The organism is Microbacterium sp. 71-36 (assembly GCF_001898305.1).
GTDB lineage: Bacteria > Actinomycetota > Actinomycetes > Actinomycetales > Microbacteriaceae > Microbacterium.
In genome coordinates this window covers 1167728-1179327 of record NZ_MKTP01000001.1, presented here as the reverse complement: position 1 = coordinate 1179327, position 11600 = coordinate 1167728, and the positions used below count along the sequence as shown (strand labels likewise).

General features: G+C 70.0%; 11 protein-coding genes. 6 read left to right on the top strand and 5 right to left on the bottom strand.

The features are described 5' to 3' along the window. Positions 1 to 19: 19 nt before the first annotated feature. On the bottom strand, positions 20 to 691 hold the full coding sequence (locus BGO45_RS05790; RefSeq protein ID WP_292691716.1) for a nucleoside/nucleotide kinase family protein: 672 nt from the start codon (positions 689 to 691) through the stop codon (positions 20 to 22). A 149-nt stretch (positions 692 to 840) separates the two neighbouring features. Here BGO45_RS05790 and yiaA point away from each other — a divergent pair, with 149 nt between their 5' ends. Beyond that, positions 841 to 1305 carry an inner membrane protein YiaA gene (gene yiaA, locus BGO45_RS05785; RefSeq protein ID WP_292691714.1) on the top strand — a complete coding sequence of 155 codons (465 nt, stop codon included), beginning with the start codon at positions 841 to 843 and terminating at the stop codon, positions 1303 to 1305. A gap of 82 nt (positions 1306 to 1387) precedes the next feature. Here the strand turns inward: yiaA and BGO45_RS05780 are convergent, their stop codons facing one another. Then, on the bottom strand, positions 1388 to 1864 hold the full coding sequence (locus tag BGO45_RS05780; RefSeq protein ID WP_292691713.1) for a hypothetical protein: 477 nt from the start codon (positions 1862 to 1864) through the stop codon (positions 1388 to 1390). Between the two features lie 83 nt (positions 1865 to 1947). After that, positions 1948 to 2982 (bottom strand): LLM class flavin-dependent oxidoreductase, encoded by a 1035-nt coding sequence (locus tag BGO45_RS05775; RefSeq protein WP_292691712.1) that lies wholly within the window; start codon positions 2980 to 2982, stop codon positions 1948 to 1950. Between the two features lie 87 nt (positions 2983 to 3069). Here BGO45_RS05775 and BGO45_RS05770 point away from each other — a divergent pair, with 87 nt between their 5' ends. The 3 genes from BGO45_RS05770 to BGO45_RS05760 all read left to right on the top strand — a co-directional run bounded on the left by BGO45_RS05770 (position 3070) and on the right by BGO45_RS05760 (position 6965). After that, positions 3070 to 3834 carry a hypothetical protein gene (locus BGO45_RS05770; RefSeq protein WP_292691710.1) on the top strand — a complete coding sequence of 255 codons (765 nt, stop codon included), beginning with the start codon at positions 3070 to 3072 and terminating at the stop codon, positions 3832 to 3834. A 44-nt stretch (positions 3835 to 3878) separates the two neighbouring features. Then, positions 3879 to 6410: an RNA helicase gene (locus BGO45_RS05765; RefSeq protein ID WP_292691708.1), complete on the top strand. Its 2532-nt coding sequence runs from the start codon at positions 3879 to 3881 to the stop codon at positions 6408 to 6410. 117 nt (positions 6411 to 6527) lie between these two features. Further along, entirely contained in the window at positions 6528 to 6965 is a 438-nt protein-coding gene (locus BGO45_RS05760) for a hypothetical protein (protein WP_292691706.1), read from the top strand. 63 nt (positions 6966 to 7028) lie between these two features. Here BGO45_RS05760 and BGO45_RS05755 read toward each other — a convergent pair whose 3' ends face one another. Continuing rightward, a complete protein-coding gene (locus BGO45_RS05755) occupies positions 7029 to 7589 on the bottom strand; it encodes a DNA starvation/stationary phase protection protein (RefSeq protein ID WP_076494606.1) in 561 nt (186 codons plus the stop codon). A gap of 165 nt (positions 7590 to 7754) precedes the next feature. Here BGO45_RS05755 and BGO45_RS05750 point away from each other — a divergent pair, with 165 nt between their 5' ends. After that, positions 7755 to 9569 (top strand): glycoside hydrolase family 15 protein, encoded by a 1815-nt coding sequence (locus BGO45_RS05750; RefSeq protein ID WP_292691704.1) that lies wholly within the window; start codon positions 7755 to 7757, stop codon positions 9567 to 9569. A gap of 52 nt (positions 9570 to 9621) precedes the next feature. Next, positions 9622 to 10515 carry an SDR family oxidoreductase gene (locus BGO45_RS05745; protein WP_292691702.1) on the top strand — a complete coding sequence of 298 codons (894 nt, stop codon included), beginning with the start codon at positions 9622 to 9624 and terminating at the stop codon, positions 10513 to 10515. A gap of 109 nt (positions 10516 to 10624) precedes the next feature. Here BGO45_RS05745 and BGO45_RS05740 read toward each other — a convergent pair whose 3' ends face one another. After that, positions 10625 to 11593, bottom strand: a complete 969-nt coding sequence (locus BGO45_RS05740; RefSeq protein WP_292691700.1) for a ketose-bisphosphate aldolase — start codon at positions 11591 to 11593, stop codon at positions 10625 to 10627. Positions 11594 to 11600 lie beyond the last annotated feature (7 nt).

The following is an 11600-nucleotide window of genomic DNA, read 5'->3' as shown; positions in this document are numbered from 1 at the left end:
CTGTCAAGTGGACAGCGACTCAGTCGACGACGGCGCCCGTCTCGCCCGACACCACCAGCGCCGCCCGCTCGCGGGTCGCCTCGATCAGCGCGGCGTTGGCCCCGTCGACGCCGCGCGCCCAGTCGATCGCCGCGGCGAGGCTGCGCCCGTGCCGCGTATGGCGGTGCACGAGCCGGGTCTCGCGGACCGCGCTCGGCGCCGCGCAGAACCACACCTCATCGAGCGCGCCCTGCACGCGCGCCCACGGGCCGTCGTCGACCAGCAGATAGTTGCCCTCCACGACGACGATGCGCGTCGCGGGCTCCACGGCGATCTCGCCGGCCACGCCCTCGTCGACCTCGCGCCGGAAGCCCGGGGCGAACACCGTGTGCTCCGTCTCGGTGCGGATCCGGTCCAGGAGCGCGAGGAATCCCCAGCCGTCGAACGTGTCGATCGCTCCCTTGCGATCGCGTCGGCCGAGGCGGTCGAGCGTGGCGTTGGCCAGGTGGAAGCCGTCCATGGGAACGGCCGACGCCGTCCCGGGATGCCGGCCATTCAGCTCCGCGACGATCGCTGCCGCCAGCGTGGTCTTTCCGCTTCCCGGGCTCCCGGCGATCCCGAGCAGGAATCGGGGCGAATCGGATGCCGCTCGCTCGACGCGGTCAGCGAGCGCGACGATGGCTGCGGAGGGAGGTGAATCGGAGGCGGTCACGAGCCGAACCTAGCGGGCTGCGGGCGAAAACCGGACGCTCCGTGACGACGTCGAGCGGATATATGAAGTGAATCGCATGCGACTGCCGCTACCTTCCTCCACACGCATATGCCTCGTCCGCGGGGCTCGAGAGGAAGGTTGGACCAAAGATGGATCAGCAGACGCACCTCGAGATCGGTCGGCCGACGGCCGCGTTCGTCGGGGCTTCCTGGGTCGCTCTCGGACTGGGCGCATCCGTGTACTTCATCGGTCTGTGGAACGCGCAGATGCAGCTCGCCGAGAAGGGCTACTTCCTCGCGATCTTCCTCCTCGGACTGTTCGCCGCCATCTCCGTGCAGAAGGCCGTTCGCGATCGCGCCGAAGACGTTCCCGTGACCGGAGCGTACCTGGGCGTCGCATGGGGCATGCTGCTCACGTCGCTCGCGCTGATGGCGGTCGGCCTGTGGAATGCCGATCTCCTGCTGTCGGAGAAGGGCTTCTACGGCATCGGCTTCGCCATGAGCCTGTTCGCCGTCGTGGCCGTGCAGAAGAACGTCCGCGACGTCGCGGCGTATCGGACGCTGCATCCCGACCCTCCGCTGCCGATCGAACGCAGCGGTTTCGTCGGCGGCTGAGCGGCCCGACGGACGACGGAGCCCCGGATGCCTGGCATCCGGGGCTCCGTGCTGTTCGTCGCCGGGGGGAGACCTGTGCGCGTCAGGCGGGCGACAGGGCGTAGGTCACGACCGCGCCGTAGGGGTCTTGCTCCGTGACGGACACGAGCACGGTGTACGTGCCGTTGGTGAAGTCGGACGCTTCGGGAGCCGTGACGCCGGCGGTGTACCCGGCGGCGGACAGCGCGCTGGTCGCCTCCGCGAATCCGTGCTCGACGGACGCGACCTGGACCACGATCGACAGGGTGCCGTCGCTCAGCTCGCCGCGGACGAGATCGCACACCACGGTGCCCGCGACGATCGGGATGCCGGCCGCGGTGACGTCGGCGGGCACACAGCTCGTCGCGGCCGCCGCGGTGGACGCGGGTGTCGCCGCGGTGACGACGGGCGCGGCGGTCGCGCTGGGGGAGGAGGCCTCGGCGGCCGCCGGGGCGGGGGCGGCGCTCGCGCATCCGGAGAGGGCGATGATGGCGGTCAGCGCGACCGCGCACGCCATCGGGGACTTTCGTGTCGGGTTCACGGCGTCAGCATAGGGCGCGCGGCACCGCACGTACACGGCATTCGAGGGCGTACGGCCGGGGACCGCAACGCCCTCTCCGCCACTCAGACGGTCGCGAGGGTCGACTGCCAGCCGAGCGCCGGCGCGACGTGCTGCGCGAAGTTCTCGACCAGGCGCAGGTTGAACTCGACACCCATCTGCGAAGGGATCGTGAGCATCAGCGTGTCAGCGCTCATCACCGCGGCGTCGTTCTGCAGCTGTTCGATGAGCACGTCCGGCTCTGCCGCGTACGTCTTGCCGAAGGTCGAGCGCATGCCGTCGATCACACCGATCTGATCGGAGCCGGCCGAGCCCCCGAAGTACAGGCGGTCCTCGTCGCTGACGATGGGGAAGATGCTGCGGCTCACCGACGTCCGCGGCTCGCCCGCGTGGCCGGCGTCCTTCCACGCGGCCCGGAACGCGTCGAGCTGTCGAGCCTGCAGGATGTCGAACGGCGTGCCGTCCGCCTCGGTGAGGAGCGTCGACGACATCAGGTTCACGCCCGTGCGTCCGGCCCACTCGGCGGTCGCGGTCGTGCCGGCGCCCCACCAGATGCGCGTGCGCAGCCCCGGGGAGTGCGGCTCGATGCGCTGAAGACCGGTGCCGCCGCCGAAGGGACTCATCGGGTCGCGCTCGGCGAGCCCTTCCCCGTCGATCGCGCGCAGGAACAGGTCGAAGTGGTCACGCGCGATGTCGGCGCCGCGGGGGTCCTCGGACCCGGTGTAGCCGAACGCCTCGTACCCGCGCAGGACGGTCTCGGGTGACCCGCGGCTCACACCGAGGGCGAGTCGGTTCCCGCTGATGAGATCGACGGACGCCGCCTCCTCGGCGAGCATGAGCGGGTTCTCGTAGCGCATGTCGATCACGCCGGTGCCCACCTCGATGCGCGATGTGCGTGCGGCGATGGCGGCGAGCAACGGCATCGGGGCCGCCTGCTGCCGGGCGAAGTGGTGGACGCGGAACGAGACGCCGTTCACGCCGAGGTCGTCCATGCCCTGGGCGAGGTCGATCGCCTGCAGCATCGAATCGCCGGCGGAGAGGTGGTGGCCGCCGCCGAGGGGGCCGTAATGCCCGAAGGAGAGGGTGCCGAAGGAACGCATGACGTGTGCAACGCGGCATCCCCGTGTCTATTCCCGCGAATGGAGAATCCGGCCCCGGCCCGTCCGGGCTGTGGCACGATGCAGGGCATGGATGCCGAGCTGCGGGGGGAGCTGGCGGAACTGCGCGCGCGGGCGTACGGGCCGGACGCCGATCTCTCCGCCGATCCTGCCGCCCTGGGGCGTCTGCAAGAGCTCGAGGACCTCGAGCGCCGCGATCGAGGGGAGTCCTCGACGCCGGTGGTGCCGATGAACCCGCCGACGGCCCCATCCGACGATCCGCTCGTCGCCGAGGAGGGGGAACCCGACCTCGACGAGCCGACGGAGCGTGCGACCCGTCGCCCGGTCGTGCGGCGCGCGCACACGCTGTGGCTGTGGGCGGGCTCGCTCGCCGCCGTGGCCGCCATCGCCAGCGCCGCGTCGATCGCGGCGACGACCTTCGTGCCCGTCGCGCGGACCGCGGGCGTCGCGCAGGTGGCCACGCTCCAGGCCGACCCGGCCGCCGACACCGCGCCGGTCCGCAGCATGGGTTTCGAATCCGACGACGTGTCGGCCTACGCCGACTTCTACGGCCTCACCACGTACGTGGGTCCGTCGCAGATCGATGCGGCGGGCACCCGGGCGGAATGCGTCCTCCTCGTGGAGACCGCGACGATCGGGAAGATGGACGACGGCAACGTGTTCCAGGGAGGGTTCCGGTACGGCGGGTGCGGCGCGGGAGCCTTCCCGGCCACCGTCGAGTTCGTGGTGACGCCCGACCTGCCGGACGTCTTCCGAGCGAGGTTCCCCGTCGGCAGCTCGGTCCAGTTCGTGCGGGACGGCGACCGGGTCGGGGTGTTCTCCGACGCGGAATGAGCTCCGCCGACCGGCCGGCCGGCGGGGGATGAGAGGGTGGAGCGGTGACTTCGCTCCTCGACCACGTGCCCGCAGGCAGCGACCCGGATGCCGCCTACCTCGGGTTCGTGGAGTGGGCGAACGGCCGCGGGCTCACTCTCTACCCCGCCCAGGACGAGGCGATCATCGAGATCGTCTCCGGCGCGAACGTGATCCTGTCGACCCCGACGGGGACGGGGAAGTCCCTCGTCGCCGTCGCCGCGCACGCGGCATCCCTCGCCCGGGGCGGCCGCAGCTACTACACCGCCCCGATCAAAGCGCTCGTGAGCGAGAAGTTCTTCGCCCTCGTCGACATCTTCGGCGCCGAGAACGTCGGCATGGTCACGGGTGATTCCTCGGTCAACTCCGACGCCCCGATCATCTGCTGCACGGCCGAGATCCTCGCGAACCTCGCCCTGCGGCAGGGCGCCGATGCCGACGTGGACCAGGTCGTCATGGACGAGTTCCACTATTACGGCGAGCCCGACCGCGGCTGGGCGTGGCAGGTGCCGCTGCTGCTGCTGAACCGGGCGCAGTTCATCCTCATGTCGGCGACCCTCGGCGACGTCGAGGACATCGCCGACGACCTCTCGCGCCGCACCGATCGCCCGACCGCGCGCGTCACCGGCGTCGAACGCCCCGTCCCCCTGCACTTCGAGTACGCGCGCACGCCCGTGCACGAGACGGTGCAGGAGCTGCTCGACACGAAACAGTCGCCGATCTACGTCGTGCACTTCTCGCAGGCCGCGGCCATGGAGCGCGCGCAGGCGCTGTCGTCCATTCGCATCATCGGTCGCGAGCAGCGGGACGAGATCGCCGAGGCGATCGGCGGCTTCCGCTTCACGACCGGCTTCGGCAAGACGCTCTCGCGGTACGTCCGCGCGGGCATCGGCGTCCACCACGCCGGCATGCTGCCGCGGTATCGGCGCCTGGTCGAGACGCTCGCGCAGCGCGGGCTGCTGCGCGTCATCTGCGGAACCGACACGCTCGGTGTGGGGATCAACGTGCCGATCCGCACGGTCCTCATGACCGCGCTGACCAAGTACGACGGCACGCGCATGCGCCAGCTGTCGGCGCGCGAGTTCCACCAGATCGCGGGGCGCGCGGGCCGGGCCGGCTACGACACCGCGGGCACGGTGGTCGTCATGGCTCCCGACCACGAGATCGAGAACGCCGCGCAGATCCTCAAGGCCGGCGACGACCTGAAGAAGCAGAAGAAGATCGTGCGCAAGAAGGCGCCGCAGGGCTTCGTCAACTGGACCGAGCAGAGCTACGACCGTCTCGTCGCGGCGGAGCCCGAGCCGCTCGTGCCGCAGATGAAGCTCACCGCCGCAATGCTGATCAACGTCATCGCGCGGGGCGGCGACGTCTTCGGCAACGTCCGGTCGCTGGTGTTCGACAACCACGAGCCGCGCGCCCGCCAGTACGAGCTCGCGCGGCGGGCGATCGCGATCTTCCGCACCCTCGTGCAGGCCGGTGTGGTCGAGGCCGGGGCCGATGGCATCCGTCTGACCGTCGACCTGCAGCCGAACTTCGCCCTCAACCAGCCGCTGTCGCCGTTCGCGCTGGCCGCCATCGAGATGCTCGATCCCGAGGTCGAGCTGGGCAGGGGACCGGATGCCGCGCCCCCGGCGTCGTCGGTGGGCACCGGGCATTACGCGCTCGACGTCGTCAGCGTCATCGAGGCCACTCTCGACGACCCCCGCCCGATCCTGTCGCAGCAGCAGTTCCGCGCGCGCGGCGAGGCCGTCGCGGCGATGAAGCGGGAGGGCATCGAGTACGACGAGCGCATGGAGCTGCTCGAGGAGATCACCTGGCCGAAGCCCCTCGACGATCTGCTCGCCCAGGCCTACGAGGTGTTCGCGTCGAGCCAGCCGTGGATCCGCGACTTCGAGCTGTCGCCCAAGTCCGTCGTCCGCGACATGTTCGAGCGGGCCTGCTCGTTCGGGGAGTACGTGTCGCTGTACCAGCTCGCGCGCAGCGAGGGGCTGGTGCTGCGATACCTCAGCGACGCGTATCGTGCCATCCGCCAGACCGTGCCGTCCGACGCGCAGACCCCCGACCTGCTCGACCTCATCGCCTGGCTGGGCGAGCTCGTGCGGCAGGTGGACTCCAGCCTCGTCGATGAGTGGGAGCAGTTGATCAACCCGGCCGACGATCCATCCGCCCCGGTCGTGCCGCCGGCCCCGCCGTCGATCCTCACGAACCGCCGTGCGTTCATCGTGCTCGTGCGCAACGAGATGTTCCGCCGGGTGCAGCTGGCCGCGCTGCAGCGCGACGACGAGCTCGTCGAGCTGGATCCGGATGCCGACTGGCCCGACGTCCTCGACCGCTACTTCGAGGAGCACGACGCGATCGGCACGGGTGGCGCCGCGCGGTCGTCGGCGTACGTCGACATCGACGAGTCTGCCGCTGCCGACGGCGTGTGGCGTGTCGAGCAGACCATCGACGACCCCGCCGGCGATCACGACTGGCGCATCCGCGCCGAGGTGGATCTCGCCGCGTCGGAGGAGGAGGGGACCGCGGTCGTCCGCGTCACCGAGGTGTTGCGGCTCTGACGACTCCTCCCCGGTGGAGGGCGGGGTGAAGTTGTGCACAGAGCGCCGGAAACGCATGCGAACATGCCGAGCCCGGCCGTAGAGTCGACGACACCCGCGACCCGGAAGGACCCGCCCGTGAACCTCGACACCGCACAAGCGCTCATCGCGCTCGCCGTTTTCTTCGTGACTTTCTCCGCGGCGATTCTCAGTGGGATCAAGTGGATGCTCGACCGTGTCGAGCGGCGCACCCAGCAGGGATTCGAACAAGTGGACCGCGGGCTCGAACAGGTGGACCGACGGTTCGAGCAGGTGGACAAGCGCTTCGAACAAGTCGACAAGCGCTTCGAACAGGTCGACAAGCGGTTTGAACGGATCGAGGTGCGCATGGATCGCGCCGATGCCCGCATGGATCGCGCCGATGCACGATTCGACGAGCGCATGGCGCTGATCGATGTGCGCGAGCGCCGGATCGACGGGCGCCTGGTGACCATCGACGTCAACCTCGCCGACATCAAGGCATCGATCGACCGCCTCGACGGACCACGCCCGCCGCTGCTCCTGCCCTCCCCATGAGCGCCTCGCAGACGACGGATGCCGAGGCCCCGAGGCCCCGGCATCCGTCGTCTGCGATCGCGACTACGACTTGCGCGCGACGCGGTTCTCCGCGCTGACCATCCACGAGAGCTGCTCGAGGCGCTCGAGGATCCCGTGCAGGATGTCGGCACTGGTGGGGTCTTCGTCATCGACATCGTCGTGGACGTCGCGGACCGTGCCCACGGTCGCGTCGAGGCGCTCGGTGATGAGGTCGACGACCTCGGCCGTGTCGACCTCGCCCTGCGGGAACTCGGGCAGGGTCGTCGTCTCGGCGATGGTGTCGCTGCGACCGTCGGGCAGCGCGTGCAGCGACCGCATGCGTTCGGCGACGGTGTCGCTGAACTCGCGAGCGGCGTCGATGATCTCGTCCAGCTGCAGGTGGGTGTCGCGGAAGTTCTTGCCGACGACGTTCCAGTGCGCCTGCTTGCCCTGGATCGACAGCTCGATGAGGTCGACGAGGACGGCCTGCAGGCTGTCGGTGAGCTTCTCCGAGGCCTGGAAGCCCTTCTCGGCGTTCTGCTCGTCGGTGGTCTCGGGGCCGCTGCCGCCGCGGGCCGGGCGACGGCGGTTCTTGGTCGGGGCGTCCTTCGTGGTGGGGGACATGCGCGTTCCTTTCACTCGCGGTCGTCCTCGACGTTAGGACGCACCGGCGGCAGTCGCCCGGGGGTTGCGAGGAGGGCCGCGCGGCGGTACCGCCGGCCCGTACCCGCTCCGACCGGGATCGACAACCCCTGCGATACGGGCAGTGACGGTTCCTAGCGTGGGACCGTGCCCGCGACCCCGCCCCCGCCCCCGCCGTCCCGCCCGCTGCGCGATTACGCCGCGATCGGCGACGGGCGGACGGTCGCGTTGATCGGGCTCGACGGCTCGGTCGACTGGCTGCCGCTTCCGAATCTCCACTCGCGCCCGGTGTTCGCGCGCCTCGTCGACGAGTCCGCGGGCGGGTGCATCGCGCTGGCACCGATCGGGGACTACACGGTGACGCGCCGCTACGTCGCCCGCACGAATGTCCTCGAGACCACGTTCACCACAGCGAGCGGAGTCGCGAAGCTCACGGATGCCATGGTGACCGGCATCGCCGGACGACTGCCGTGGGCAGAGCTCGCGCGTCGTGTGGAGGGGGTGAAGGGTGAGGTCGAGTTCGCCTGGTGCGTGCAGCCCGGCACGATGCTCCGTTCGGCGGCCCCGTGGACCGAGCGCATCGACGGGTTCTCGATCATGCGGGTCGGTGACGTCTCGCTCGCCGTGGTCGGTCACGAGCACGGCATCCATGGGGAACCCGACGAGCGGAGCGAGAGCATCTCGGGCGCATTCACGACCGAGAAGGGCTCGCGCCATCTCCTCGTGATCGCCGCGACCGAGGGGGAGCCGTTGCGCATCCCCGACGCGCAGAACGTGGACCGCGGCATCGACCGCACGATCGCCGGCTGGACGCTGTGGTCGGACGAGTTCTCGTACGACGGTCCCTGGGCGGACGACGTCCAGCGCAGTGCCCTCATCCTGAAGCTGCTCCTGTTCAGCCCCACCGGCGCGATCGCCGCCGCCGCCACCACATCGCTCCCCGAGAACCCGCGCGGAGGCAAGAACTGGGACTATCGCTTCGCCTGGGTGCGCGACCTCGCCTACACCGCGCACGCCTGGGTCGGATTCGGTCTGCGCGAGGAGACCCACGCCGCCCTGTCGTGGATGCTGCGCACGATCCGCGCCAACGGTCCCGAGGTGCAGGTGATGTACACGCTCGACGGCGCCGCGCACATCGGCCTGGAGAAGCACGAGGTGCCGGGGTGGAACAGCATCCCTCCGGTCGTCACCGGCAACCCGGCCCAGGGCCAGCTTCAGCTCGGTGTGTACGGCGACCTCATCGCGATCTGCCGCACCTACGTCGAGGCCGGCAACCGTCTCGACATCCCGACCGGGCGGCTCCTCGCCGACGTCGCGGACCGCACGTGCGACCTGTGGCGACGTGCGGACTCGGGGATGTGGGAGCTGCCCGAGATCGAGCACTACACGTCGTCCAAGATGGGCTGCTGGAAGGCGCTCGACGATGCGCAGTGGCTCGCGGACGGCGGGCACATCCCGGACAACGGCGACCGCTGGCGCGCGGAGCGCGACCGCATCCACGCCTGGGTCGAGGAGAACTGCTGGTCGGAGACGCTGCAGGCGTACACGCTGCGCCCCGGTTCCGACGACCTCGACGCCTCGGTGCTCCTGCACGCCCCCACCGGCTTCGACCGGGGCGAGCGCATGTCGAGAACCGTGGATGCCATCACCGAACGCCTCGGCACCGACGACCACCTGGTGTATCGCTACACCGGCATGGACCAGGAGGAGCACACGTTCGTCGCGTGCGCGTTCTGGCGCGCGACGGCACTGGCCTGCGTCGGTCGCCACGCCGAGGCGATCGAGGCGATGGATGCGCTCGTCGCGCAGGCCAACGACGTCGGCATCTACTCGGAGATGATCGCCGAGGACGACGCTGCCTTCTGGGGCAACCTCCCGCAGGCGCTCAGTCATCTCGCGCTCATCAACGCCGCCCTCGTCATCCGCGAGGTGGTCGACGAGGCCGACCTCCGCGACCGCTGATCCCCCCCGCCGCGGCGCCTCGCGCTCCGGCATCCCCCTGAAAGGACTCGCCATGACCAGTCAGTACACCTTCACCGACCCCGCGAAGCTCTACGCCGACATCGAACCCTCGAAGCAGCACCAGCCCGAGCCGGGCCTGGATGCCGAGCTGTCGCCCCAGGCCGCTCTCGGCGAGGACACCTACGTCGGCAGCGGCCGCCTCGAGGGCCGCAAAGCCCTCATCACGGGCGCCGATTCCGGTATCGGTGCGGCGACCGCGATCGCCTTCGCCCGGGAGGGGGCTTCTGTGGCGATGTCGTACCTGCCCGAGGAGAAGGAGGATGCCGATCGCATCGCCGGCATCCTGCGCGAGGCCGGTGCGACCGTCGTGCAGATCCCCGGCGATCTCCGCGACCCCGAGTACTGCCGGGCGCTCGTCGCGCAGGCGGTCGAGGGACTCGGCGGCCTCGACATCCTCGTCAACAACGGCGGCAAACAGCTGTTCAACGAGGACCTCGAGACCCTCACCGACGAGCAGTTCGACGCCACGTTCAAGACGAACGTGTACGCGATGTTCTGGATCACCAAGGCGGCGCTGCCGCACCTGCCGGCCGGGTCCGCGATCATCAACACGACGTCGATCCAGGCGTACTCCCCGTCCGCGATCCTCGTCGACTACGCCTCGACGAAGGCGACGATCAACGCGTTCACGAAGGCTCTCGGTCAGCAGCTGGCACCGAAGGGCATCCGGGTCAACGCCGTCGCCCCGGGCCCGATCTGGACGCCGCTGCAGGTGTCGGACGGCCAGCCCCAGGAGAAGGTCGCCGAGTTCGGCGAGGAGACACCCCTCGGACGCATGGGGCAGCCCGCCGAGCTCGCCCCGGCGTACGTCTACCTGGCATCCGCGGAATCGAGCTACGTCATCGGTGAGACGCTGAACGTCAACGGCGGGATGCCGACCCCGTGAGCCCCCGGCCCGGTCCGGGCCGCTGAGTGTCCAAGACACGCGGACGAGCCGCCGTGGCATCCGCGTGTCTTGGACGCTGAGCCGTTCTCAGCGAGCGTCGTCCGACCGGTCAGCGGTGGCGGTACGACTGGCCGGCCTGGCCGAACACCTGCATCCGCTCGGCGACCATGTTCTGCATGGCCACACGGCCGCGGGACCCGTAGAGGGCGGGGTCGCAGCCGATCCCGTCTTCGTCGAGGTAGGTGCGCACCGCCGCGGCGTGGGCCATGTGCGAATCCATGCCCTGGTTGATCTTGCGGATGCCGAGCTGCGTCGAACGTGCCTTCTCGGACTCCGGCACACCCCACGACTCGGGCAGCTTTCCCCCGTGCGCGTTGATGGTCTCGCGCAGGTCGGCGGGCAGTGACGACGAACCGTGCATCACCAGATGCGTGTTCGGAACACGTGCGGCGATCCGCTCGATGAGGTCCATGTGCAGGACCGTCCCATCGGGCGGGCTGGTGAACTTGTACGCGCCGTGGGATGTGCCGATCGCGACGGCGAGGGCGTCGACGCCGGTGGCCGCGACGAATCGTTCGGCCTCGTCGGGGTCGGCCAGCACGATCTCCTTGCTGCTGGCGCCGCCGTCTTCGGACCCGCCGATGGTGCCCAGCTCGCCCTCGACCGACACGCCGTGGGCGTGCGCGTAGTCGACGACCTTCTTCGTCACGGCGACGTTCTCGTCGAACGAGGCCGGGGTGACGTGGTCGTCGCGCATCGACCCGTCGATCATGACGCTGGTGAATCCCGCCCCGATGGCGCGGACGCAGTCGTCGTAGGACGCGCCGTGATCCAGGTGCAGGACGACGGGCACATCGGGGTAGTGCGCGATGAGGTTGACCAGCGCCTCCCAGAAGAGTTCGTCGCGACCGTGCGTCGATGCGCCGGCGATGGTCTGCACGATCACGGGGGAGTCGGTCTCGGCAGCGGCGTCGAGCACGGCTTCGGCTTGGGCGAGGTCGGTGACGTTGAACGCCCCGACTCCGTACGATCCGGCGCGCGCGGCGTCGAGCGCGTCGGTGAGTGAGATGAGAGCCACGGGCTCG

Bases quoted from the DNA above. Each gene is read 5' to 3' on its own strand.
- BGO45_RS05755 (WP_076494606.1), bottom strand. From the start codon at position 7,589: ATGTCCCCCACCACGAAGGACGCCCCGACCAAGAACCGCCGTCGCCCG.
- yiaA (WP_292691714.1), top strand. From the start codon at position 841: ATGGATCAGCAGACGCACCTCGAGATCGGTCGGCCGACGGCCGCGTTC.
- BGO45_RS05775 (WP_292691712.1), bottom strand. From the start codon at position 2,982: ATGCGTTCCTTCGGCACCCTCTCCTTCGGGCATTACGGCCCCCTCGGC.
- BGO45_RS05745 (WP_292691702.1), top strand. From the start codon at position 9,622: ATGACCAGTCAGTACACCTTCACCGACCCCGCGAAGCTCTACGCCGAC.
- BGO45_RS05770 (WP_292691710.1), top strand. From the start codon at position 3,070: ATGGATGCCGAGCTGCGGGGGGAGCTGGCGGAACTGCGCGCGCGGGCG.